The sequence below is a fragment of the Rubrivivax gelatinosus IL144 genome, assembly GCF_000284255.1.
GTDB classification, from domain to species: Bacteria; Pseudomonadota; Gammaproteobacteria; order Burkholderiales; family Burkholderiaceae_C; genus Rubrivivax; species Rubrivivax gelatinosus_A.
In genome coordinates, this window is the sequence record NC_017075.1 from 3,729,890 (window position 1) to 3,754,175 (window position 24,286).

The 24,286-nt window shown below is 71.4% G+C and carries 21 protein-coding genes and 1 tRNA gene; 12 read left to right on the top strand and 10 right to left on the bottom strand.

Annotated features, from left to right (window positions below; genetic code table 11):
• Positions 1–19: 19 nt before the first annotated feature.
• The 3 genes from RGE_RS17005 to alaS are packed head-to-tail and all read right to left on the bottom strand — an operon-like array spanning position 20 to position 4,019.
• Positions 20–790: a UPF0149 family protein gene (locus RGE_RS17005; RefSeq protein ID WP_014429686.1), complete on the bottom strand. Its 771-nt coding sequence runs from the start codon at positions 788–790 to the stop codon at positions 20–22.
• Between the two features lie 28 nt (positions 791–818).
• Positions 819–1,361, bottom strand: coding sequence for a GNAT family N-acetyltransferase (locus RGE_RS17010; RefSeq protein WP_014429687.1), 543 nt, complete (start codon positions 1,359–1,361; stop codon positions 819–821).
• A gap of 24 nt (positions 1,362–1,385) precedes the next feature.
• The gene (gene alaS, locus RGE_RS17015) at positions 1,386–4,019 is read right to left on the bottom strand and encodes an alanine--tRNA ligase (RefSeq protein WP_014429688.1); all 2,634 of its coding nucleotides are present in this window, start codon (positions 4,017–4,019) and stop codon (positions 1,386–1,388) included.
• Between the two features lie 55 nt (positions 4,020–4,074).
• Here alaS and RGE_RS17020 point away from each other — a divergent pair, with 55 nt between their 5' ends.
• The gene (locus RGE_RS17020; protein WP_014429689.1) at positions 4,075–4,803 is read left to right on the top strand and encodes an SIMPL domain-containing protein; all 729 of its coding nucleotides are present in this window, start codon (positions 4,075–4,077) and stop codon (positions 4,801–4,803) included.
• Between the two features lie 6 nt (positions 4,804–4,809).
• On the opposite strand, the gene RGE_RS17025 is transcribed toward RGE_RS17020, so the two are convergent.
• Positions 4,810–6,222 (bottom strand): aminotransferase-like domain-containing protein, encoded by a 1,413-nt coding sequence (locus RGE_RS17025; protein WP_014429690.1) that lies wholly within the window; start codon positions 6,220–6,222, stop codon positions 4,810–4,812.
• Positions 6,223–6,366: 144 nt separating this feature from the next.
• Here RGE_RS17025 and gabT point away from each other — a divergent pair, with 144 nt between their 5' ends.
• From gabT to RGE_RS17055, 6 genes are all read left to right on the top strand, one after another.
• Positions 6,367–7,659, top strand: a complete 1,293-nt coding sequence (gabT, locus tag RGE_RS17030) for a 4-aminobutyrate--2-oxoglutarate transaminase (protein WP_014429691.1) — start codon at positions 6,367–6,369, stop codon at positions 7,657–7,659.
• Positions 7,660–7,672: 13 nt separating this feature from the next.
• Positions 7,673–8,809, top strand: coding sequence for an ABC transporter ATP-binding protein (locus tag RGE_RS17035; protein WP_014429692.1), 1,137 nt, complete (start codon positions 7,673–7,675; stop codon positions 8,807–8,809).
• Between the two features lie 43 nt (positions 8,810–8,852).
• Positions 8,853–9,872, top strand: a complete 1,020-nt coding sequence (locus RGE_RS17040; protein ID WP_014429693.1) for an ABC transporter substrate-binding protein — start codon at positions 8,853–8,855, stop codon at positions 9,870–9,872.
• 10 nt (positions 9,873–9,882) lie between these two features.
• The gene (locus RGE_RS17045; protein WP_014429694.1) at positions 9,883–11,133 is read left to right on the top strand and encodes an ABC transporter permease; all 1,251 of its coding nucleotides are present in this window, start codon (positions 9,883–9,885) and stop codon (positions 11,131–11,133) included.
• A 4-nt stretch (positions 11,134–11,137) separates the two neighbouring features.
• Positions 11,138–11,962, top strand: coding sequence for an ABC transporter permease (locus RGE_RS17050; protein WP_014429695.1), 825 nt, complete (start codon positions 11,138–11,140; stop codon positions 11,960–11,962).
• A gap of 96 nt (positions 11,963–12,058) precedes the next feature.
• Positions 12,059–13,528, top strand: a complete 1,470-nt coding sequence (locus RGE_RS17055; protein WP_014429696.1) for an NAD-dependent succinate-semialdehyde dehydrogenase — start codon at positions 12,059–12,061, stop codon at positions 13,526–13,528.
• Positions 13,529–13,532: 4 nt separating this feature from the next.
• Here the strand turns inward: RGE_RS17055 and RGE_RS17060 are convergent, their stop codons facing one another.
• Positions 13,533–14,429: a GGDEF domain-containing protein gene (locus RGE_RS17060; protein WP_070099457.1), complete on the bottom strand. Its 897-nt coding sequence runs from the start codon at positions 14,427–14,429 to the stop codon at positions 13,533–13,535.
• A 311-nt stretch (positions 14,430–14,740) separates the two neighbouring features.
• Between RGE_RS17060 and RGE_RS17065 the strand changes: the two genes are divergently transcribed.
• The gene (locus tag RGE_RS17065) at positions 14,741–16,099 is read left to right on the top strand and encodes a porin (RefSeq protein ID WP_014429698.1); all 1,359 of its coding nucleotides are present in this window, start codon (positions 14,741–14,743) and stop codon (positions 16,097–16,099) included.
• 105 nt (positions 16,100–16,204) lie between these two features.
• Here RGE_RS17065 and RGE_RS17070 read toward each other — a convergent pair.
• Positions 16,205–16,278 (bottom strand) — tRNA-Gly (locus RGE_RS17070).
• A gap of 88 nt (positions 16,279–16,366) precedes the next feature.
• On the opposite strand from RGE_RS17070, the gene trmB reads away from it, so the two are divergent.
• Positions 16,367–17,050, top strand: a complete 684-nt coding sequence (gene trmB, locus RGE_RS17075; protein WP_014429699.1) for a tRNA (guanosine(46)-N7)-methyltransferase TrmB — start codon at positions 16,367–16,369, stop codon at positions 17,048–17,050.
• Here trmB and RGE_RS17080 read toward each other — a convergent pair.
• On the bottom strand, positions 17,034–17,891 hold the full coding sequence (locus RGE_RS17080) for an undecaprenyl-diphosphate phosphatase (RefSeq protein WP_014429700.1): 858 nt from the start codon (positions 17,889–17,891) through the stop codon (positions 17,034–17,036). The two genes, trmB and RGE_RS17080, sit on opposite strands and share 17 nt — an antisense overlap.
• Before the next feature lie 60 nt (positions 17,892–17,951).
• Complete coding sequence (locus RGE_RS17085) at positions 17,952–18,524, bottom strand: hypothetical protein (protein ID WP_014429701.1); 573 nt, start codon at positions 18,522–18,524, stop codon at positions 17,952–17,954.
• A gap of 59 nt (positions 18,525–18,583) precedes the next feature.
• On the opposite strand from RGE_RS17085, the gene RGE_RS17090 reads away from it, so the two are divergent.
• From RGE_RS17090 to RGE_RS17100, 3 genes are all read left to right on the top strand, one after another.
• On the top strand, positions 18,584–19,276 hold the full coding sequence (locus tag RGE_RS17090; RefSeq protein WP_014429702.1) for a TetR/AcrR family transcriptional regulator: 693 nt from the start codon (positions 18,584–18,586) through the stop codon (positions 19,274–19,276).
• A 44-nt stretch (positions 19,277–19,320) separates the two neighbouring features.
• On the top strand, positions 19,321–19,995 hold the full coding sequence (locus RGE_RS17095) for a protein-L-isoaspartate O-methyltransferase family protein (protein WP_014429703.1): 675 nt from the start codon (positions 19,321–19,323) through the stop codon (positions 19,993–19,995).
• A gap of 161 nt (positions 19,996–20,156) precedes the next feature.
• Positions 20,157–21,491 (top strand): TolC family outer membrane protein, encoded by a 1,335-nt coding sequence (locus RGE_RS17100; RefSeq protein WP_014429704.1) that lies wholly within the window; start codon positions 20,157–20,159, stop codon positions 21,489–21,491.
• Here RGE_RS17100 and RGE_RS17105 read toward each other — a convergent pair.
• Together RGE_RS17105 and RGE_RS17110 are read right to left on the bottom strand one after the other, a co-directional pair.
• The gene (locus RGE_RS17105; RefSeq protein WP_043784235.1) at positions 21,488–22,771 is read right to left on the bottom strand and encodes a 3-deoxy-D-manno-octulosonic acid transferase; all 1,284 of its coding nucleotides are present in this window, start codon (positions 22,769–22,771) and stop codon (positions 21,488–21,490) included. The two genes, RGE_RS17100 and RGE_RS17105, sit on opposite strands and share 4 nt — an antisense overlap.
• Positions 22,772–22,808: 37 nt before the next feature.
• Positions 22,809–24,212, bottom strand: coding sequence for a phosphomannomutase/phosphoglucomutase (locus RGE_RS17110; RefSeq protein ID WP_014429706.1), 1,404 nt, complete (start codon positions 24,210–24,212; stop codon positions 22,809–22,811).
• Positions 24,213–24,286: the final 74 nt, after the last annotated feature.

A 24,286-nucleotide genomic window follows, 5' to 3' on the forward strand; every position in this document is an offset into this window, starting at 1 on the left:
CTGTAAGCGCGAGCCGGCTTCAGGCCGCCGCACCATGGCATTTCTTGTATTTCAGGCCGCTGCCGCAGGGGCAAGGGTCGTTGCGGCCGGGCGTCTTCTCGACGCGCCGGGTCTCGGGCTTGGGCGCATGGTCCACCCACCACATGCGCAGGTCCTGCACGGCATAGCAGGCTTCGTCGATCAGGCGGTCGCGGTCGGCGCCTTCGTCGCCGTAGACGGCCTGGATGTGTTCGATCAGCTCCTCGCTGCCTTCGGCCAGGCGCAGCGCGTGCACCTGGGCCAGCAGCTCCTCGAACGCGGCCATCGAGTCTTCGCCGGCGTCGGCGCGCCAGTCGGCGCTGAAGGCTTGCAGCGCGGCGAAGAAACCGTCGGCCCATTCGGCGCCGGTCACGAGGCCCGCGGCCTCCTCGGGCTTCAGGCCGTCGACCTCGACGGCTTCCTGGCGGCCGGCTTCGTCCCAGACGTACATCAGCGGCGCCAGGCGCAGCGCGTCGGGGTCCTCGTCGATGGACTCGGCGTCGAGCTGCACCGCCAGCGCCGCGGCGCGCGTGGCGAGCGCCTGCTCGGCGGCGGCTTGGTCCTCGGGGTCGGCGAAAGCGCGTTCGTAGGCCTCGCCGGCCATCGCCGGCAGCCACTGCGCGATCGGCAGCGGCTTCGGGCCGGCGGCAAGCGCCGCGAGGAAGCCGTCGCACCATTCGGCGGACAGGCGGCCGTCGAAGCCGCCCAGGCGCTGGCAGACGGTGCTGAAGGCCTCGATCTCGGCCTCGGTGTTCTGGCGTGCGGGTTTCATCGTGTGCTGCCGGCCGCGGCCGGCGTGTTCAGCCGGCGGCCGGCGGCAGCCGCGGCGGGTTCGGGTGAAAGCGGGCCATCGCCAGCACGTCCACGTACTGGCCGTCGCGCAGGCCGTAGGCGCGCAGCCGCCCTTCGACCTCGAAGCCGAAGCGACGGTACAGCGCGATCGCGCGTTCGTTGTCGACGAAGACCGTGAGCTCGATGCGCAGCAGCTGCGCCCAGCGGTCGGCCCAGTCGCACAGCGCGGCCATCAGCGCGCGGCCGACGCCCTGCCCCTGGGCCTCGGACGCCACCGAGATGCCGAGCATCGCGACGTGGCGGCGGCGCAGCTGCGGCTGCGGATGCAGGCCGGCCGTGCCGACGACGACGCCGTCGCGTTCGGCCACCAGCAGCAGGTCGGGCTTGCCCGGCGCGAGGCTGTCGGCGAGGCGGTTGCGCCACAGGTCCTCGCTCGGATACGGCACCTGCAGCGTCCCGGGCAGGACCTGCGGATCGGCCAGGATGCGCGCGTAGGCGGCCGCGTCGTGCACGGTCGCCCGGCGCAGCAGCAGCGTCGGGGAAGCGTCCATCGCCACCTCGCGCTGCCCGGCGCCTCAGGCGCGCTCGCCGACCCAGCCGGCCACCGAGGCCAGCGCCTGGGGCAGCGCGGCGGCGTCGGTGCCGCCGGCCATCGCCAGGTCGGGCTTGCCGCCGCCCTTGCCGCCGACCTGGCCGGCGACGAAGTTGACCAGCTCGCCGGCCTTGAGCTTGCCGCCGGCCACGAGGTCGGCGGTGACGCCCGCGGCGAGCTGCACCTTGGCGCCGTCGACGGCGGCCAGCACGATGGCCGCGCTCTTCAACTTGTCCTTGAGCTTGTCCATCGTCTCGCGCAGCGCCTTGGCGTCGGCACCGGCCAGCGTCGCCGCCAGCACCTTGATGCCCTTGACGTCGACGGCGCTGGCCAGCAGCTCGTCGCCCTGGGCCGAGGCCAGCCGGCCCTTCAGCGCGGTGATCTCCTTCTCCAGCGCACGCAGCTGCTCGAGCACCGCGTCTACACGCGCCGGCACCTCGGCCGGCGTCACCTTCAGCGTCGCGGCGACGCCGCCCAGCGAGCCTTCGAGCTGCTGCAGATAGGCCAGCGCGTTGTCGCCGGTGACGGCCTCGACACGGCGGATGCCGGCGGCGACGCCGCCTTCGGCGACGATCTTGAACAGGCCGATGTCGCCGGTGCGCTGCACGTGCGTGCCGCCGCAGAGCTCGCGGCTGCCGCCGATTTCGAGCACGCGCACGGTCTCGCCGTACTTCTCGCCGAACAGCATCATCGCGCCGAGCTTCTGCGCCTCGTCGATGGCCATCGTGCGCGCGGCCGTCGCGTGGTTCTGCAGGATCTCGGCGTTGACCAGCGCCTCGACCTCGGCGATCTGGGCCTCGGTCACCGGCGCGTTGTGGGCGAAGTCGAAGCGCGTGCGCTCCGGCGTCACCAGCGAGCCCTTCTGCTGGACATGGCCGCCCAGCACCTCGCGCAGGGCCTTGTGCATCAGGTGGGTGGCGCTGTGGTTGCGGATGGTCTTGGCGCGCAGCTCGGCGTCGACACGCGCGACCAGCTCGTCGCCGATCTCGATCTCGCCTTCGACGATGCGCGCCTGGTGGCCGTGCACCTGGGCCTGGATCTTCACCGTGTCCTCGACGACCAGGCGGGCGCGGCCGTTGCGCAGCTCGCCGCGGTCGCCGACCTGGCCGCCGCTCTCGGCGTAGAACGGCGTGTGGTCGAGCACGACGACGACGTCGTCGCCGGCCTTGGCCTTCGTCACCGGCGTGCCGTCGACGTAGATCGCGGTGACCTTGGCGTGTTCGCAGACCAGGTGCTCGTAGCCGTGGAAGGTGGTGGCCTCGCCGTCGTAGGCCAGGCCCTGGGCCATCTTGAACTTGGCCTTGCTGCGCGCCTGCTCGCGCTGGCGCTGCATCGCGGCGTCGAAGCCGGCGGCGTCGACGCTGACGCCACGCTCGCGGCAGACGTCGGCCGTCAGGTCCAGCGGGAAACCGAAGGTGTCGTGCAGCTTGAAGGCGGTCTCGCCGTCGATGACGGTGGCGCCGCTGGCCAGCGCGCCTTCGAGGATCTCCATGCCGTGGGCGATGGTCTGGAAGAAACGCTCTTCCTCGGCCTTCAGCACTTCGGTGATGCGCAGCTTGTCGCGGCGCAGCTCGGGGTAGGCCTCGCCCATCTCGGTGGCCAGCGCCTCGACCAGCGTGTGGAAGAAGGGCTTGCGCGCGCCGAGCTTGTAGCCGTGGCGGATCGCGCGGCGGGCGATGCGGCGCAGCACGTAGCCGCGGCCTTCGTTGCCGGGGATGATGCCGTCGGCCACCGTGAAGGCGCAGGCGCGGATGTGGTCGGCGATGACCTTCAGGCTGGGACTCTCGGCGTCGACCTCGCTGCCGCCGGCGGCCTCGACGGCCGACTTGGCCGCCGCCAGCAGGTTCACGAACAGGTCGATCTCGTAGTTGCTGTGCACGTGCTGCAGCACCGCGGCCAGGCGCTCGAGACCCATGCCGGTGTCGACGCTGGGCTTGGGCAGCCGGTGCATCACGCCGTCTTCGGTGCGGTTGAACTGCATGAAGACGTTGTTCCAGATCTCGATGTAGCGGTCGCCGTCCTGCTCGGGGCTGCCCGGAGGGCCGCCGGCGACGTCCGGGCCGTGGTCGTAGAAGATCTCCGAGCACGGGCCGCAGGGGCCGGTGTCGCCCATCATCCAGAAGTTGTCGCTGGCGTAGCGCGCGCCCTTGTTGTCGCCGATGCGCACGATGCGCTCGGCCGGCAGGCCGATGACGTTCGCCCAGATGTCGTAGGCCTCGTCGTCCTCGGCGTAGACCGTCGCCCAGAGCTTGTCCTTCGGGAGCTTGAAGTGCTCGGTCAGCAGTTCCCAGGCGAAGCTGATCGCGTCCTTCTTGAAGTAGTCGCCGAAGCTGAAGTTGCCCAGCATCTCGAAGAAGGTGTGGTGGCGCGCGGTGTAGCCGACGTTCTCCAGGTCGTTGTGCTTGCCGCCGGCGCGGATGCACTTCTGGCTGGTCGTCGCACGCGTGTACGGCCGCTTGTCGAAGCCGAGGAACACGTCCTTGAACTGGTTCATCCCGGCGTTGGTGAACAGCAGCGTCGGGTCGTCGCCCGGCACGACCGGCGAGCTCGGAACGATCGTGTGTCCCTTCGATTCGAAGAACTTCAGGAACGTGGAGCGGATCTCGGAGGCTTTCATACCGCGGATTCTAAGGTTGGGGCTTCGTCCAGAATGGGCTCCAAGGAGGTCCGTGATGGCAGACAACACGCGTTCCGTGGGGCTGGTGGCCGCGCTCGTCGTGGCGGCGGGGCTGGCCGCGGGGGGTTACGGCGTCGGCAAGGGGCTGGAGCGCTTCCGCGCCGCCGACCGTTCGGTGACGGTCAAGGGGCTGGCCGAGAAGGACGTCGAGGCCGATTACGCGGCCTGGCCGCTGGGGTTCCGCCGCGGCGGCGCCGACTTCGGCGCGGTGCAGCGCCAGCTCGCCGAGGACCGCGACCGCGTCGTCGCCTTCCTCAAGGCCCAGGGCTTCACCGAAGCCGAGATCGAGGTCCGCCCGCTGCAGGTGCAGGACCTGTGGGCGCGCGAATACGGCGGCAACAACCAGCCGCTGCGTTTCCAGGGCACCGGCCAGGTGCTGGTGAAGTCGGCGCGGCCGAAGTCCGTGGAGGCCGCGGCGCTGGCCGTCGACCCGCTGATCCAGGCCGGCGTGCAGCTCGGCGGCGGCAACGGCCCCGCCGGCCCGCACTACCAGCTGCGCGGCTTCAACGAGGCCAAGGCGCCGCTGCTGGCCGAAGCCACGCGCAACGCGCGCGATCAGGCCGAGAAGTTCGCCGCCGAAGCCGGCGCGACGCTGGGCCGGCTGCGCAACGCCAACCAGGGCGTGATCCAGATCGGCGCGGCCGGCGGCGAAGGCTTCGACGACGGCAGCGCACGCGTCAAGCGGCTGCGCGTCGTCAGCACCTTCGAGTACACGCTGGACTGAGCGGCCTCAGTCGCCCGCCGCCGAGCGCAGGCGGGCGTCGATCTGCTCGCCGAGGAAGCGCCACAGCCGCTCGTCGTTGCTGAAGGCGACGTTGAAGCGCATCCAGCCGGTGGGCCGGCGGTCGACGAGGAACAGCTCGCCCGGGCCGAGCATGATGCCGTGCGCCGCCGCGGCACGCGACAGCTCGGCGCCGTCGAGCAGGTCGGGGTGCCGCGCCCAGAGGTAGAGCCCGGCCTTGGGTTCGCTGAAGAGCTCGAAGCCCAGCTGCAGCAGGCGCTGGCCGACGACGCCGTGCGCCGCCGCCAGCCGGTCGCGCAGCGACTTCAGGTGCTTGCGCCAGCGGCCTTCGACCAGCGCGCCGAAAGCCAGGCGCTCGGTGAGGTCGGAGCTGGTGAGCCCGGCGATCATCTTCAGCCCGGCCAGGTCGCGCAGCAGGTCCTCGCCGCCGAGCAGGAAGCCGACGCGGATGTTCGGCGAGATCGTCTTCGAGTAGCTGCCGACGTGGATCACGCGGCGCAGCTGGTCGAGGCTGGCCAGCGAGGGCCGCGGCTCGGGGTCGAGGTCGGCGTAGATGTCGTTCTCGACGATCGTCAGCCCGTGGGCCTCGGCCAGCTGCAGCACGCGGTGCAACTGGGCCAGCGGCGCGATCGAGTTCGTCGGGCTCTGCAGCCGCGGCTGGGTGAAGAAGGCCTTCGGCGCGTGCGCGGCGATCGCCGCCTCCAGCGCCGGCAGGTCGTAGCCGCCGGGCGTGCGCGGCACCGGCACCAGGCGCACCCCGAGGATGCGCAGCATGTACATCAGGTTCGGGTAGCCGGGGTCGTCGACCAGCGCGGCGTCGCCGGGCTTCAGCAGGTGGCGCGCGGCCAGGTCCAGCGCCTGGCTGGAGCCCTGGGTCAGCAGCACGTTCTGCGCGCCGGCGACGATCTGGCGCTCGGCCATGGTCTCGGCCAGCATCACGCGCAGCGCCAGATGGCCGTGCGGAAGGCCGTAGCCGCCGAGTTCGGCGCCGTCGCTGGCCAGCTGGCGCAGGCTGCGGCGCACGCCGTCCTCGAACAGCCAGTCGTTGGGCAGCCAGCCGCAGCCGGCTTTCACCACCAGGGTGCGGCTCTCGAAGATCTGCTGCAGGTACCAGCGGTGGTCGAAGCTGAGGTCGGTGCTCGGCCCTTCCAGCGGCGCGGCGTCGGCACGGCGCTTGACGAAGAAGCCTTCGTTGGAGCGCGACACCAGCCAGCCCTGGGCCACGAGCCGGTCGTAGGCCTCGACGACGGTGAAGACGCTGACCGAGTGCATCGCCGCGAAGGCGCGGATCGACGGCAGCTTGGCGCCGGGTTTGAGCACCTGCTCGGCGATCAGGCGACGGAAGCCCTCGACGATCTGCGTGACCAGCGGCGTGGACGACTCGGGTTGGATCGCGAACATGGGGCAGCGGCGCACCGTATCGGGGAATCCCTGTACAGGACGGGCGGCCTGCACAGTCCGCCGGAATGCGGCGCGGGTATGTACATGGTATCGCGGCGACTTGCCACCTAAATTGGCAGCAGTCCACACCCCGAGAGGCCTGCCATGTCACGCGAAACCCCGACCACCAACACCGCTCTGATGGCCCGCCGCCAGGCCGCCGTGCCGCGTGGCGTCGGGCAGGCGCACCCGGTGTTCATCGCCCGCGGCGCCAACGCCGAGATCTGGGACGTCGAAGGGCGGCGCTACATCGACTTCGCCGGCGGCATCGCGGTGCTCAACACCGGCCACTGCCACCCGGCGGTGATCGACGCGGTGCGCGAGCAGCTCGAGCTCTACACCCACACCTGCTTCCAGGTCGTCGCCTACGAGCCCTATGTCGAACTGGCCGAGCGCCTGAACGCGCTGGCCCCGGGCCAGGCGCCGAAGAAGACGCTGTTCCTGACCACCGGCGCCGAGGCGGTGGAGAACGCGGTGAAGATCGCGCGTTCGTACACCAGGCGCGGCGGCATCATCGCCTTCACCGGCGGCTACCATGGCCGCACGCTGATGACGCTGGGCCTGACCGGCAAGGTCGCGCCGTACAAGAGCGGTTTCGGCCCGTTCCCGGCCGAGGTCTTCCACGCCGCGTTCCCGAACCCGCTGCACGGCGTCAGCGTCGAGGACGCGCTGGCCTCGGTGCGCACGATCCTGAAGAACGACATCGAACCCGACCGTGTCGCCGCGTTCATCGTCGAGCCGGTGCAGGGCGAAGGCGGCTTCTACGTCGCGCCGCCGGAATTCATCGCCGGGCTGAAGGCGATCGCCGACGAACACGGCATCCTGCTGATCGCCGACGAGGTGCAGACCGGCGCCGGCCGCACCGGCACCTGGTACGCCTGCGAGCAGTGGCCGGTGGCGCCGGACCTGATCACCACCGCCAAGTCGCTGGCCGGCGGTTTCCCGCTGTCGGCCGTCACCGGCCGCGCCGACGTGATGGACGCGCCCGGCCCCGGCGGTCTGGGCGGCACCTACGCCGGCTCGCCGATCGCCTGCGCCGCGGCGCTGGCGGTACTGAAGGCTTTCGAGGACCAGAAGCTGCTGGAGCGCTCGCGCACGATGGGCCAGCGCCTGGTCAAGGGCCTGAAGGAGATCGCCGCCGGGGAGCCGGCGATCGGCGACGTGCGCGGCCTGGGCGCGATGGTCGCGATCGAGCTCTTCGAAGGCGGCGACCCGCATCGCCCGGCCGCCGACCTGACGCGCCGCGTCGTCGCCGAGGCCGCGGCGCGCGGGCTGATCCTGCTGTCCTGCGGCAGCTACGGCAACGTCGTGCGCATCCTGGTGCCGCTGACGGCCAGCGACGCGCTGCTCGACGAAGGCCTGGCGATCATCGCCGACAGCTTCGCCGCGCTGCGCTGAGCCCGGACCCACGATGTCGACCGCCACCGTGGCCCACTTCCCGAGCGGCTCCGCCACCCGACCGGCGCAGAGCACCCCGCTGGTGCGCTTCGCCGGGGTGCAGAAGACCTACGACGGCGTGCACCTCGTGGTGCGCGGCCTGGACCTGGACATCCGCCGCGGCGAGTTCCTGACGCTGCTGGGCCCCTCGGGCAGCGGCAAGACGACGACGCTGATGATGCTGGCCGGCTTCGAGTCGCCGACCGCCGGCGAGATCCAGCTCGACGGCAAGCCGATCACGCGCACGCCGCCGCACAAGCGCAACTTCGGCATGGTGTTCCAGAACTACGCGCTGTTCCCGCACATGACGGTGGGCGACAACGTCGCCTACCCGCTGAGCGTGCGCAGGGTGCCGTCGGCCGAACGCGCCAAACGCGTCGCGCAGGCGCTGGACATGGTGCGCCTGGGCGGCATGGCCGGGCGCTACCCCGGCCAGCTCTCGGGCGGCCAGCAGCAGCGTGTGGCGCTGGCGCGCGCGCTCGTGTTCAACCCGCAGCTGGTGCTGATGGACGAGCCGCTGGGCGCGCTGGACAAGCAGCTGCGCGAGCACATGCAGATCGAGCTGAAGGAACTGCACCGCCAGCTCGGCGTGAGCTTCGTCTACGTCACCCACGACCAGGGCGAGGCGCTGACGATGAGCGACCGCGTCGCGGTCTTCAACGACGGCGACATCCAGCAGCTCGCGCCGGTGACCGAGATGTACGAGACGCCGGTCAACCGCTTCGTCGCCGGTTTCATCGGCGACAGCACCGACTTCAAGGGCACGGTGCGTGCCACCGAAGGCGGCCGCTGCGGCATCGTGCTGGCCGACGGCCGCGTCGTCACCGGCCTGAACGTCAACGGCGCCGTGGTCGGCGACAGCGTGCAGGCCAGCATCCGCCCCGAACGCATCGTGCTGCACCGCGACTTGGCGGCCGCCGGCCACCCCAACCGGCTGCAGGCGCGCGTCATCGACCTCATCTACTTCGGCGACCACTTGCGCGCGCTGTGCGAGCCGGGCACCGGCCAGCCCGAGGCCGTCGTCAAGCTGCCGCTGGGCGGCCAGCCGCCGCAGCCCGGCGACGAGGTCGTGCTCGAGCTGCCGAGCGAGCTGACGCGCATCTACCTCTGATCCTTCCCCGTTCCCTTCCCCCACCCCGGAGACCGCCCGAACCATGAAGAAGATCGCCCTCGTCGCCGCCCTCGCGCTGGCCCTGCCGGCCTTCGCGCAGCAGATCACCGTCGTGAACTTCGGCGGCGCCAACGCCAACGCGCAGAAGAAGGCCTTCTACGAGCCCTTCGAGAAGAAGGGCAACAAGCTGGTCACCGTCGAATACAACGGCGAGCAGGCCAAGGTGAAGGCCATGGTCGAGGCCAAGAACGTCACCTGGGACCTGGTGGAAGTCGAGTCGCCCGACGTCGCGCGCGGCTGCGACGAAGGCCTGTTCGAGCCCCTGGACTGGAGCAAGGTCGGGCCCAAGAGCGACTTCGTGCCGGCGGCCGTCACCGAGTGCGGCGTCGGCATCTTCGTCTGGTCGACGGTGATGGCCTACGACGGCGACAAGCTGAAGACCGCGCCGACGACCTGGGCCGATTTCTGGGACACGAAGAAGTTCCCGGGCAAACGCGGCCTGCGCAAGGGCGCGCGCTACAACCTCGAGTTCGCGCTGATGGCCGACGGCGTCAAGCCAGCCGAGGTCTACAAGGTGCTGGCGACCAAGGAAGGCGCCGACCGCGCGTTCAAGAAGCTCGCCGAGCTGAAGCCGGCGATCCAGTGGTGGGAAGCCGGCGCGCAGCCGCCGCAGTTCCTGGTCGCCGGCGACGTCGTGATGAGCACCGCGTTCAACGGCCGCATCGACGCCGCCAACCGCGAAGGCCGCAAGCTGAAGATCACCTGGACCGGCGGCATCTACGACCTGGACTACTGGGTGATCCCCAAGGGCGCACCGAACAAGGCCAAGGCCATGGAGTTCATCGCCTTCGCCAGCAGCCCCGAGCAGCAGGCCCAGTACGCGAAGAACATCGCCTACGGCCCGACCAACAATAAGGCCCTGGCCAAGCTCGACGCCAAGACGCTGGCCGACCTGCCCACCGCGCCGGCCAACGCCAAGGACGCGCTGCAGTTCAACGTCAAGTTCTGGGCCGACCAGGGCGAAGCCCTCGAGAAGCGCTTCGCCTCCTGGGCGGCTCAATGACGGCACCGCGATGAGCGCCACCCTCGCCTTGCCCGCCACCCCCGGCGCGTCGCTGGCGCGCCAGCTCGCGCGCGCCAACCGGCGGCGCAAGCTGGGGGCGTTCGCGCTGACGCTGCCGCTGCTGCTGTTCCTGCTGCTGACCTTCCTGGTGCCGATCGCCGCGCTGCTGCTGCGGGCGGTCGAGAACCCGGAGGTCGCGGGCGCGCTGCCGCGCACCGTGGCGGCGCTGGACGAGTGGGACCGCCAGAGCGAACCCGGCCCCGGCGCCTTCGCGGCGCTGGCGGCCGACCTCGCCGCCCTGCCCGACCGCGCCGACGCCGGCGCGCTGGCGCGGCGGCTCAACACCGAGGCCGCCGGCGCGCGTTCGCTGGTGCTCTCGACCTACAAGGCGCTGCCGCTGGACGGCGCGACGACGCCCGAGGCCGTCAAGGCGCGGCTGCTGGAACTGGACGCGCGCTGGTCCGAGCCGGTGTACTGGCAGGCGATCGCCAAGAACGGTTCGCGCTGGACGCCCGACTACCTGCTCGCCGCCGTCGACCTGCGCCGCGACGCGCACGGCAGCATCGAGCGCATGCCCGAGGAGCAGCGCGCCTTCGGCCGCATCCTGCTGCGCACCTTCGAAATCAGCGCCCTGGTCACGGTCTGGGCGCTGCTCGCCGCCTACCCGCTGGCCTACTGGCTGGCGACGCTGCCGCCGCGGCGCGCCAACCTGCTGATGATCCTGGTGCTGGTGCCGTTCTGGACCTCGGTGCTGGTGCGCGTGGCCGCCTGGATCGTGCTGCTGCAGAACGAGGGCCTGGTCAACGGCGCGATCACCGGCCTGGGCCTGTGGAGCGAGCCGCTGCCGCTGCTGTTCAACCGCACCGGCGTCGTCATCGCGATGGTGCACATCCTGCTGCCGTTCATGATCCTGCCGCTGTACAGCGTGATGAAGAGCGTGCCGCCGACCTATCTGCGCGCCGCGGTGTCGCTGGGCAGCAGCCCGCTGGCGGCCTTCTTCCGCGTCTACGTGCCGCAGACCTACCCGGGCATCGGCGCCGGCGCGCTGCTCGTCTTCATCCTCGCGATCGGCTACTACGTGACGCCGGCGCTGCTCGGCGGCGCCGACGACCAGATGCTGAGCTACTACGTCGCCCACTACACCAACGTCGACATCAACTGGGGCATGGCCTGCGCGCTGGGCGCCCTGCTGCTGACGGCGACGCTGCTGCTCTACGGCGTGTACCGCCAGGTCGTGCGCAGCGAACTGAGCCTGGGGTGAAACGATGAGACTCGCCCTGCCCCAGTTCCCCGCCTACGCGACGCCGCTGGACAAGGCCGGCTGGTGGGCGCTGCGCCTGGCCGGCGTCGGCACGCTGCTGTTCCTGCTGCTGCCGATCCTGGCGATCGTGCCGCTGTCCTTCAGCGACAGCTCCTTCCTCGTCTACCCGATCCAGGGCTGGTCGCTGAAGTGGTACCGCAACCTGTTCGAGTCCTCGGAATGGACACGTGCGGCGCGCAACAGCTTCATCGTCGCGCCCGGCGCCACGGTGCTGGCGACGGTGCTGGGCACGATGGCCGCGGTCGGCCTGTCGCGCGCCGACTTTCCGTTCAAGGGCACGCTGATGAGCCTGCTGATCGCGCCGATGGTCGTGCCCATCGTCGTCGTCGGCGTCGGCACCTACCTGTTCTTCGCCAGGCTCGGCCTCAACGACAGCTACCTCGGGCTGATCGTCGTGCACGCCGCGCTCGGCGCGCCCTTCGTGCTGACGACGGTGCTGGCGACGCTGCAGGGTTTCAACCACAACCTGGTGCGCGCCAGCCTGGGGCTGGGCGCCGGGCCGCTCGAGACCTTCCTGCGCGTCACGCTGCCGGTCATCGCGCCGGGCGTGATCTCGGGCGCGCTGTTCGCGTTCGCGACCTCGTTCGACGAGGTCGTCGTGACGCTGTTCCTGGCCGGCCCCGAGCAGGTGACGCTGCCGCGGCAGATGTTCACCGGCATCCGCGAGAACATCTCGCCGACGATCGCCGCGGTGGCGACGCTGCTGATCCTGTTCACGACCTCGCTGCTGCTGGCGCTGGAGTGGATCCGCGGCCGGCGCACCTCCTGACACGAAGGGCTGTGCGCGGGCGATCAAAATGCCCGCCAAGAGCCGCGGAGCGCCCGGCGCTCCGACCCGACCCCGAAACCTGCTGAGGAACACGACATGACGTCCCCGCTGGCGCAACTGAAGGACCCCTCGCTGCTGAAGAGCGGCGGCCTCGTCGACGGCGAATGGATCGCCGGCAGCACGAGCTTCGCCGTGCACGACCCGGCCACCGGCGCCGAGCTGGCGCAGGTCGCCAACCTCGGCGCGACCGACTGCGCCGCCGCCATCGCCGCCGCCGAACGCGCCTGGCCCGTCTGGCGCGCCAAGACCGCCAAGGAACGCGGCGCGGTGCTGATGCGCTGGTTCGCGCTGCTGCACCAGAACGCCGACGACCTGGCGCGGCTGATGACCGCCGAACAGGGCAAGCCGCTGGCCGAAGCGCGTGGCGAAGTGACCTACGGCGCCAGCTTCATCGAGTGGTTCGCCGAGGAGGCGCGCCGCGTCTACGGCGAGACCATCCCGACCACCGACGGCAACAAGCGCTATCTGGTGATCCGCCAGCCGGTCGGCGTCTGCGCGGCGATCACGCCCTGGAACTTCCCCATCGCGATGATCACGCGCAAGGTCGCGCCGGCGCTGGCCGCCGGCTGCCCGGTGATCGTCAAGCCGGCCGAGCAGACGCCGCTGTCGGCGCTGGCCGTGGCCGAGCTGGCGCAGCGCGCCGGCATGCCCGCCGGCGTCTTCAACGTGCTGCCGGCCGACGCCGCGAACTCGATCGAGATCGGCAACGTGCTGTGCTCCAGCGACGTCGTGCGCCACCTGTCCTTCACCGGCAGCACCGAGGTCGGCCGCATCCTGATGAAGCAGTGCGCGCCGACGATCAAGAAGCTGTCGCTGGAACTCGGCGGCAACGCGCCGTTCATCGTCTTCGACGACGCCGACCTGGACAGCGCCGTCGAAGGCGCGCTGGTCAGCAAGTACCGCAACGCCGGCCAGACCTGCGTCTGCGCCAACCGCCTGTACGCCCAGGCCGGCATCCACGACGCCTTCGTCGAGAAGCTGGCGGCGCGTGCGCGCCAGATCGCCGTCGGCAACGGTTTCGACGCCGGCGTGCAGCTGGGGCCGCTGATCGACGATCAGGCGATGGCCAAGGTCGAGGCCCATGTCGCCGACGCGCTGGCGCAGGGCGCGCGCTTGGTGACCGGCGGCGAACGTGTCGGCGACCGCTTCTATGCGCCGACGGTGCTGGCCGACGTGACGCCGGCGATGCGCTGCTCGAAGGAAGAGACCTTCGGCCCGATCGCGCCGGTCATCAGGTTCGAGACCGAGGCCGAGGCCGTCGAGCTGGCCAACGCCACCGAGTTCGGCCTGGCGAGCTATTTCTACAGCCGCGACATCGGCCGCATCTGGCGCGTCTCGGAGGCGCTGGAGTACGGCATGGTGGGCGTCAACACCGGCCTGATCTCGACCGCCGAGGTGCCGTTCGGCGGCGTCAAGCAGTCGGGCCTGGGCCGCGAAGGCGCGCGCCAGGGCATCGACGACTATCTCGAGAGCAAGTACGTCTGCCTGGGCGACATCCTGAAGTAAGGCTTCAGGCTTCCTCGTCGTTGGCCGCCGCGGCCGGGCCGCGGTCGGCCGGCAGCGCCGCGTCGCGGCCCACCGGCGTGAACTGCAGCGCCGTGCCCAGCGCGCGGCGCAGCAGCGCCTCGGCGCTCTTGCCGTGCTCGGGGTACGAAGCCAGCCCGGCATGCGGCAGCAGGCGCTGCGCGCGCCCGGCGACGCTGAAGGGCTGCGAGAGGATCGCCGCCAGCTTGTCCATCACGCGCTCGCCGTCGGCCGGCGAGTCGATCCAGGCCAGCAGCACGGCGAAGGCGTCGTGGCCGATCGAGGCGACGACGTCGCTGGCGCGGAGCGCCGCGCGCAGCCGCACCGCGGCCTTGCGGCGCAGCACGTCGGCCGACTCCTGGCCCAGGGTCTCGGCGACCGCGGCCAGGCCGTCGACGCGCAGCACGATCATCGCCATCGGCGCCGGCTCGCGCTCGCGCAGCGCCAGCAGGTGGGTCATGTGCTCCAGCAGCTGGGCGTGGTTGGGCAGCCCGGTCGGCAGATCGGTCGAATAGCCCTTGCGCGCGGCGGCCTGTTCGCGCCGGCGCTCGATCGCCAGGCGCAGCGCCCGCGGCGCGTCGGCCGCATCGGCGACCACGTCCTGGACGCCATACTGCAGCAGCGCCACCGCATCGGCCGGGCGCGCCGAGGGCGCGACGACCACGACCGCGGTGTCCAGCACCGCCTGCGCCAGCGCCGGCCAGTCCGCCAGCGCCGCCGGCGACGCGCTGAACAGCAGCAGTGCGTCGTGCGCGGCTTCACGCAGCCGCGCGGCCACGTCGTCGAGCGAGCCGCAGCCCTCGACCACGAACGAGCCGTAGTCGGAGCCGACGAGGTCGGGGGCGTTCTCGCCCAGGCACAGCACACGGAAGACTGGATCCATCACGCATCTCGTCGTCGGAAGGAGCCGCCTGTCGCCTGCGCGACCGCCGCGGCGGCGGCCCCCGGGAACGCGGGGCCGCTCGCGCGGGGCGGCGTCGGCCCCACTGTACCCGCGGCCGGCGGCCGACCCGCAGGCTTTGACGAGCCGGTCCCCGGAGTCCAGGAGAACCCTTGTGGCGACGGTGCGACGCTGGTGTTTGCCGCGATGTCGGCCCACATGACGTTTACGTAACGTGTTTGAGGTTCCGCTGTCCCGAGGGTCGGTCCGTTGCCGGCCAAAGCTCACAACGAAGTGCAAACCAGGAGACACACTTGACTCGGAAACTCCACGGCCTGACGGCCGTCGCCCTGGCCGCCGCGGCGGCATTCGCCGGCAGCGCCGTGCAGGCGCAGGACGGCAGCGTGCAGGTCTACGGCACGCTGGACCTGAGCGCCGACCGGATCGACAAGTCCGAAGGCAACGTCACCGGCACCGTGCAAGGGCTGGCCGGCCCGAACTCGGTCGTCTCGCCCGAGCAGAAGCAGACCCGTCTGGCGCCGAGCATGACGCGCCAGTCGCACCTGGGCCTGCGCGGCACCGAGCCGCTGGGCGGCGGCTGGGAGGCCAAGTTCACGCTCGAAGGCTCGGTCATCGCCGACAACGGCACGATGGGCAACGACGGCCGCATGTGGGGCCGCCAGGCCTGGGTCGCGCTGACCACGCCGGGCGGCGAGATCCGCCTGGGCCGCCAGGTCTCGCCGATGCTGGCCGCCTATTTCCTCGGCACGCTCGACGGCATCGGCGGCACCGACCTGTTCGCCACCGGCGTCGCGCTGAACAACCTGCAGACCTACCAGGACAACGTCATCAGCTACGGCCTGCGCCAGGGCGCCTGGGCCGGCCGGGTCTCGTACTCGCCGAATGCCGGCGCCGCCGCGCGCATCAGCCCGGTGCGCTCGACCGCGACCACGACGCCGACCGGCACGGTGCCCTCGTCGGGCTCGGCGCCGCAGCTCGGCCAGATTCTCGGCGGCCTGACCGCCGGCGCCGAGAGCGGTGACGGCCGCGGCAAGACCTGGGGCGCGATGCTCGCCTACCTGGGCGACGACCTGAAGGCCGTGGCCGCCTTCAACCGCAACGACCTGTCGAACGTGCAGCTCGGCCTGCCGTTCCGCGTGACGCCGTTGACGCCCGACGGCTTCCTGCCGCTGTTCAACACCGACAGCTTCACGAGCTACATGCTGGCCGCAAAGTACAAGTTCGCCTTCGGCACCGAGCTCGGCGGCAGCTTCTACCAGGGCCAGCTGAAGGAGACCGGCGACACCGACCCGAAGATGCGCGTGCTGGCGATCGCGGCCAAGCACACGATCGGCTCGCTGGACCTGATCGGCCAGGTGATGCAGGCGAAGTTCACCAACTTCACCAAGGGCAAGGACACCGGCTTCATGCTCGGCGCCGACTACAACCTGTCCAAGCGCACCGCGATCTTCGCGCGCGCCGGCCAGGTCAAGGACGACCGCGGCAACATCTCCAACGCCAACCCGGCGCTCGGCGGCGCCGGCCTGGCCGGCGGCCCGGTCGCGCTGCTGGTGCCGCTGGGTTCGACCGAGGTGCCGCTGTTCTCGGGCGCCGGCATGAACATCGACGCCAAGACGAAGATGATCGGCGCCGGCATCCGCCACTCGTTCTGAGAGGCCGCCTCCCGACCGCAACGCCCCGGCCCGCCGGGGCGTTTTTCATCCTGCGGCGGACAAAGAAAAAGCGCCTGTCCGGGGGACAGGCGCTTCGTCGTGTTCTGGAGCGGGTGAAGGGAATCGAACCCTCGTATGAAGCTTGGGAAGCTGCCGTTCTACCATTGAACTACACCCGCGCTGGGGCGGCATTCTAGCGTCGCCGCGAGCCTGCGGTGCGATGTCCCCGGCCGGAGGCCGCCGGCGCTCGCTACACTGCGCGCCCTCATGGACGACAACCCTTCTCCGCAACGCCCGATCCGCAGCTACGTGCTGCGTGGCGGCCGCATGGGCACCGGCCAGCAGCGTGCGCTGGCCGAACTCGGGCCGCGCTACGTGCTGCCCTACACGGCGCAGCCGATGGACTTCGCCGCCACGTTCGGCCGCGCCGCACCGGTGGTGCTGGAGATCGGCTTCGGCATGGGCGACGCGACGGCCCAGGTGGCGGCCGCGGCGCCCGAACGCGACCTGATCGGCGTCGAGGTGCACGAAGCGGGCGTCGGCGCGCTGCTGCGCCACATCGGCGAACGCGGCCTGGAGAACGTGCGCATCGTTCGCCACGACGCCGTCGAGGTGCTGCGCGAGATGATCGCCCCGGCCTCGCTGGCCGGCGTGCACGTCTGGTTCCCCGACCCCTGGCACAAGAAGCGGCACCACAAGCGCCGGCTGATCCAGCCGGCCTTCGTCGAGCTCGTCGCCAGCCGGCTTGCGCCGGGCGGCTACCTGCACTGCGCCACCGACTGGCAGCCTTACGCCGAGCAGATGCTGGAAGTACTGTCGGCCAGCACGCTGGCCAACACCGCCGCGGCTTACGCCGAACGTCCGGCCTGGCGGCCGCTGACGAAGTTCGAGGCCCGCGGCCTGCGCCTGGGCCACGGCGTCTGGGATCTGGTCTTCACTCGGCCCAGGTGACGGCGCCCGTCCAGGCGGTCAGCAGCACCAGGCCGCCGAAGACGATGCGATACCAGGCGAAGACCGTGAAGTCGTGCGTCGACACGTAGCGGATCAGCCAGCGGATGCACAACAGCGCGCTGAAGAAGGCGAAGGCCGAGCCGACGAGGAACAGCGGCGCGTCGCCCCAGTGCAGCGCGTCGCGCTGCTTGAGCACCGAGTAGGCGCCGGCGCCGACCAGCGTCGGGATGCCGAGGTAGAAGCTGAACTCGGTGGCGCAGCGGCGCGAGAAGCCGAACAGCATCGAGCCGATGATCGTCGAGCCCGAACGGCTGGTGCCGGGGATCAGCGCCAGGCACTGCACGAGGCCGACCTTCAGCGCGTCCAGCGGCGTCATGTCGTCGACGCTCTCGACGCGCGCCCGGCGCACGCCTTCGAGGTCACGCTCGCCGAAGGCCCGGCGATGCCGGCGCTCGACGAGCAGGATGATGATGCCGCCGACGATGAAGGCGGTGGCCACCGGCACCGGGTGGAACAGGTGCGCCTTGACCATCTTGCCGAAGGCCAGCCCCAGCACGACGGCCGGGATGAAGGCGATCAGCACGTTGAGCGCGAAGCGCCGCGCCACCGGGTCGTGGCCGATGCCGCTGACCGTGCGCCCCAGGCGCTGGCGGTACTCCCAGACGACGGCCAGCATCGCGCCGGTCTGGATCGCGATCTCGAAGACCTTGGCGGTCTCGCCGGTGAAGTCCAGCAGCGAGCCGGCGAGGATCAGGTGTCCGGTGGAGGAAATCGGCAGGAACTCGGTGAGCCCTTCGACGAGGCCCATGATCGCGGCCTTGGCCAGCAGCATCAGATCCAAACCCATCCCCCCGGTGCGGCAAAGCCGCGGATCATAGAGGCGCCGGCTGACGCCACGAAGTCACTTCGGGGCGTCGGTGAAGCGCACGACCAGCGCGTCGGTCTCGATCTCGATGCGTTCGGGCGTCAGGCCGGCACGGCGCAGGCGCTCGGCACGTTCGGGCGGCAGGCGCCAGACCACCAGGCCCTCGAGCGCACGCTCGGCGGCCAGGCCCGCCAGGCGCTCGGCCGGCAAGGGCGCGCGGCCACCGTGAGAGTCCAGCTCCAGGCGCTGGACGCGCACGTCGGCCAGGCGCAGGGTCTGGTCGGCCGCGGCCCAGCGCAGCACGGCGTCGAAGTCCAGGCGGCCGTCGGCGCGGGCGTCGAAGACCCGCTCGCGCGCACTCAGCTCGACGCTGGCGGCGATGCGCTGGCGCTCGGGCAGCAGACCCAGGCGCGGCGCGGAGACCTCGAGGTCGATGACCTCGAGCACGCGCCGGCGCAGCGGGAACTCGCGCGCCGCCATGCGCTGGAGTTCGGCGGCGTCGATGCGCAGCGTGCGGCCCGCACCCAGGCCGGTGCAGCCCGGCAACACGGCCACCGCGGCGGCGGCGAGAACCAGGCCGCGGCGCGTGGCGACGAAACGGCGATGCATGCGAGGATTTTAGGAACGGCCGCTTGCAGACCCGGGCCCCGGCTGGGTAAAGTGTGTTAATGACCAACAAGTCATTAGATGTCGACGCCCGCCCGCGTCGCCAGCGCCGCAAACAGGAGCGTCCGCAGGAACTGCTCGACGCCGCGCTGGAGCTGTTCGTGCAGAAAGGCTACGCGGCGACGCACTCCGAGGAGGTCGCGCGTCGCGCCGGCGTCTCCAAGGGCACGCTCTACCTCTACTACCCGAGCAAGGAAGAGCTGTTCAAGGCGGTCGTGCGTTCGAACCTGTCGAACCTGATCGCCGAAGGCGCCGATCTCGCCGACCACTACGAGGGGCCGACACGCGAGCTGCTGATGGACATCGCGCGCATCTGGTGGGAGCGCATCGGCAGCCGCCCGGCCGCCGGCCTGCACCGCGTGCTGCTGGCCGAGCTGCAGCACGTGCCCGAACTGCAGCGCTTCTATGCCGAAGAGGTGGTGGCGCCGGCCGACGCGCTGTTCAAGAAGGCGCTGCAGCGCGGCATCGAGCGCGGCGAGTTCCGCACGATGCCGATCGAGGAAGCCTGCTACGCGCTGATCGCGCCGCTGCTGTTTCGCGCGCTCGACGGCGGCACGCTGTGGGCGCCGCCGCCGCGCCCGATCGAGGAGCTGCTGGAGCTGCAGTTCGACATCCTGCTGCGCGGCATCGAGCGGCGCGACGGTGCCGCGCCGGTGCCAATTCCCGGCTCGGCGCACCCGCCGAACGCCGCCTAGAATCCGGACAGCCCGGACTTTGATACCCTACACGGTATATAGCGATGAACACCGAACTCGCCCGCTTCAACATGATCGAGCAGCAGATCCGTCCGTGGGAAGTGCTCGACGAGAACGTGCTGTCGCTGCTGGCGACGGTCAAGCGCGAGGATTTCGTGCCGCCGGCGCTGAAGTCGCTGGCTTTCGCCGACCTGCAGGTGCCGCTGATCACCGACGAGCCCAACGGCCCGGTGATGCTGGAGCCCAAGATCCAGGCCAAGCTGCTGCAGGATCTGCAGGTGCAGCGCCACGAGAAGGTGCTCGAGATCGGCACCGGCTCGGGTTTCATGGCCGCTCTGCTGGCGCACCGCGCGCAGCAGGTGTGGACGCTGGAATGCCGCCCCGCGCTGGTCGCCCAGGCGCGCGAGAACCTGCGCCGGGCCAGCGTGACGACGGCGCGCGTCGTCGAGGTGACGCCCGAGGAAGGCGCACGCGGCCTGCCCGCCGAAGCGCCGTTCGACGCCATCGTGCTGTCGGGCTCGGTCGCCGAGGTGCCGCGCGCGCTGCTCGAACAACTCAAGGTCGGCGGCCGCCTGGCGGCGATCGTCGGCGAACTGCCGATCATGCAGGCGCGCATCTACACCCGCGTCGGCCCCGAGGCCTGGTCCGAGGTCGACCTGTTCGAGACCGTCGCGCCGCGGCTGCAGGGCTTCGCCGAACGCTCGCGTTTCGCGTTCTGATCCCGGGGATGAGCTCCGGCCGGCCTGCCGTCCATCGCCGCTGGCGGCACGTCGGCCCCCTTTCCGCCGCCGCCCGTCGCATGACGGCGGCGCCGGCGACACGACGGCGCTAGAAACGCGGCTTGCCCGCCGATACACGAAGAACCGAGGGAACCCGCTCCATGCGTCCGTTGCGCCCGATCCTCTCCCGCCTGGCCCTGGCCAGCGCCGTTGCGCTGGCGCTGCCGACCGCCGTGCACGCGCAAAGCCTGTCCGAGCTGTACCAGGCCGCCCGCGCCTACGACGCGACCTATCTCGCCGCCCGCGCCCAGGCCGAGTCGGCCGAGTACCAGGTGGCGCAGACCCGGGCGCTGAACCGCCCGGTCGCGGCGCTGAACGCCAGCGCGACCGGCAGCGACTACCGCCCCGACCGCGTCGAGCGCGGCACCTACAACACCGCCAAGGCGTCTATCGACGCCAGCATGCCGATCTTCAACCGCGCCAATTCGGTGGCCATCGAGCAGGCCGAACGTTCGCTGGCCTCGTCGCAGGCGGCATTCGAAGCCGCCGAGCAGGACCTGATCGTGCGTGTCGCGCAGGCCTATTTCGACGTGCTCGCCGCCCAGGACGCGCTGGGCACGACGCGCGCGAGCAAGACCGCGATCACCGAGCAGCTGGCCTCGGCCAAGCGCAACTTCGAGGTCGGCACCGCGACGATCACCGACACGCGTGAAGCCCAGGCCCGCTACGACCTCGTGCTGGCCGAGGAGATCGCCGCCGAGAACCTGCTGCGCACGCGCCGCACCGCGCTGGACACGCTGGTCGGCCGCCTCGGCACCGACCCCAAGCCGCTGGCCGCGCCGGTGGTGCTGCCCGAACCCAAGCCGTCCGATCCCGAGCAGCTGATCCGCAGCGCCGAAGGCAACCACCCGGCGATCCGCCGCGCCCAGGTCGCCTACGACATCGCCCACCTGGAGATCGACCGCGCCCGTGCCGGCCACCTGCCGACGCTGGACCTCGTCGCCTCGGCCGAGCGCCAGCGTGTGGGCGGCAGCTCGGTGGCCATCGCCAGCTCCAGCGGCAGCACCAACGCCTACACGATGGGCGTGCAGTTCAAGCTGCCGCTGTACACCGGCAACGCGACGCAGAACCGGGTGCGCGAAACCCTGCTGCTCGAAGAGAGCGCGCGCAACGACCTCGAATCGGCGCGCCGCAACGTCGCGCTGAACGCGCGCACCGCGCTGTTCGCGGTGCAGTCCGGCATCGCCCAGGTCAAGGCCTACGAGGCCGCCGAAGCCTCGAGCAAGCTGTCGCTGGACGCGACGCAGCTCGGTTATCGCGTCGGCGTGCGCGTCAACCTCGACGTGCTCAACGCCCAGACCCAGCTCTACGCGACCCAGCGCGACCTGGCGCGGGCGCGTTACGACGTGCTGGTCAACACGCTGAAGCTGCGCCAGGCGGTCGGCGAACTCGGCGCGACCGACGTCGAGTCGGTCAACGCGCTGCTGGCGCGCTAAAGGCCCGCCGGCAGCAGCTCGACGATCGCGCGCGCCATGCGTTCGGCGGCGCCGCGGTGCTGGGCCGAGAAGGCCAGCGCCGCCGCCACGCGCTCGCCGCGCGCCGCGTCCAGGGCCAGCGCCACCGCACGCCCGACGCCGTCGTCGATGTCGGCCGCACGCAGCGCGGCGCCGGCGGCCAGCGACATCTCGGCGGCCTGCTCGAAGTTGAAGGTGTAAGGCCCCATCACCAGCGGGCAGCCGCAGGCCGCGGCCTCGATCAGGTTCTGCCCGCCCAAGGGCGCGAAGCTGCCGCCCAGCAGCGCCGAGTCGGCGGCGGCGTAATACAGCGGCATCTCGCCGATCGAGTCGCCGAGCCAGACCTCGGCGGCGGCCGCGTCGGCCGGCGGCGTCTCGCCCCAGGCGCTGCGGCGTAGCACCGACAGCCCGGCCGCAGCCGCCATCTGCGCCACGGCGTCGAAACGCTGCGGATGGCGCGGCACCAGCAGCAGCAGCGGCCGGGGCGCGGCAAGCCGCTTCCAGGCCGCCAGCAGCGGCTCTTCCTCGCCTTCGCGCGTCGACGCGGCCAGCACCACCGGCCGGCCCAGCGCGGCACGCCAGGCGCGGCCACGTTCGACCAGCACCGGGTTCGGCGAGACGTCGAACTTCAGGTTGCCCATCACCTGCGGCGACGGCGCGCCGCTGGCTTGGAGCCGCCGGGCGTCGTCGGCGGTCTGCGCCAGCACGCGCGAGAAGCTCGCCGCCGCCGGGCGCAGCAGCGCCTGCAGGCGCTGGCCCTTGGCGAAGCTGCGTTCGGACAGGCGCGCGTTGGCCAGCACCATCGGCACGCCGGCTTCGTGCGCGGCGTCGAGCAGGTTGGGCCAGATCTCGGTTTCCATCAGCACGCCGACCGCCGGCTTGTGGCGGCGCAGGAACCGCCGCACCGCGCCCGGCGTGTCGTAAGGCAGCCAGACCTGGGCGTCGCCGGGCTGCAGCAGCGCCGCGCCGGCTTCGCGGCCGGTGGCAGTGCCGTGCGTCAGCAGCAGGCCGCGGCCCGGAGCCAGGCGGCGCAGCGCTTGCAGCAGCGGCTCGCTGGCGCGCGTCTCGCCCAGCGAGACGGCGTGCACCCAGATGCGGCCCTGGCGGCCGTCGCCGCCGCCGGTGGCGAAACGTTCGTGCCAGGCGCTGCGGTACGGCGGCTCGTCGCGGCCGCGCCACCACAGCTTGCCCATGTACAGCGGCGCGGCCAGGCGCAGGCCGGTCGAGTAGACCCAGCGGGCGAAAGCGCCGTCGGCAGCCATGTCGGGTTTCGCGGCGGGTGCCAGGCCCGCCATGCGCTCAATGCGCGGCGGCCTCCACGCGGGCGTCGGCCTTCACGGCGCGCAGCGCGGCCATGAAGTCGCCCTGGATGCGCTCCAGCGCTTCGGGCGTGTGGCCCTCGAAACGCCGCACCAGCACCGGCGTCGTGTTCGACGCGCGGATCAGGCCGAAGCCGTCGGCGAAGTCGATGCGCAGGCCGTCGACGGTGCCGACGTCGCCGCCGGCCAGCGCCAGGCGGCCGTCGGCGGCGCGTGCCAGCAGCTCGGCGACGACGCGGTGGTTCTCGCCTTCGGCGCAGGGCACGTTGAGTTCGGGCGTGCTGAAGCTGGTCGGCAGCGCGTCGAGGAAGGCGCTCGGGTCGGCCTCGCGCGACAGGATCTCGAGCAGCCGCGCCGCGGTGTACATCGCGTCGTCGAAGCCGTACCAGCGTTCGCTGAAGAACAGGTGGCCGCTCATCTCGCCGGCGAAGGGCGCGCCCGACTCCTTGAGCTTGGCCTTGATCAGCGAATGCCCGGTCTTCCACAGCACCGGCACGCCGCCGGCGGCGCGGATCGCCTCGGGCAGGCGCTGCGAGCACTTGACGTCGAAGATGATCTCGGCGCCCGGGCGGCGCGCGAGGATGTCGCGTGCGAACAGCATCACCTGGCGGTCGGGATAGATGATGTTGCCGCCGGCGGTGACCACGCCCAGGCGGTCGCCGTCGCCGTCGAAAGCCAGGCCCAGCTCGGCGCCGGTGGCATGCACGACCTTGATCAGGTCGGCCAGGTTCTCGGGCTTGGACGGGTCCGGGTGGTGGTTGGGGAAGTCGCCGTCGACCTTGCTGTACAGGTCGATGACCTCGCAGCCCAGGGCCTTCAGGATCCCCGGCGCGCTGGCGCCGGGGATGCCGTTGCCCGAGTCGACGACGATCTTCATCGGCCGCGCGAGCTGACAGTCGGAGACGATGCGCCCGGTGTACTCGGGCAGGATGTCCATCGCCGCGCTGCGGCCCGGGGCCTGCGCGTAGTCCTCGGCCTCGATGCGGCGCTTCAGGCGCTGGATGTCCTCGCCGTAGATGGCCCGGCCGCCGAGCACCATCTTGAAGCCGTTGTAGTCCTTCGGGTTGTGGCTGCCGGTGACCTGGATGCCCGAGCGGCAGCCGTGTTCGCCGCGCGTCGCGGCGACGTAGTAGAGCATCGGCGTGGTCACGGCGCCGAGGTCGACGACGTCCAGCCCGGTCGAGACCAGGCCGCGCACCAGCGCCGCCGCCAGGCCCGGGCCCGAGAGCCGGCCGTCGCGGCCGACGGCCACGGCGCGCTCGCCGGCGGCCAGCGCTTCGGTGCCGAAGGCCCGCCCGAGGTGTTCGGCGAAGGTCTCGTCGATCGTCTTGCCGACGATGCCGCGAATGTCGTATGCCTTGAACACCGAGGAATGGACTTGCATGGAGGGCGGGCCGGAGGCCGGGTTGAAGTCGCGGGCGATTGTAGGCAGCCGCAGGTGACACGCGGTTGCGCCGC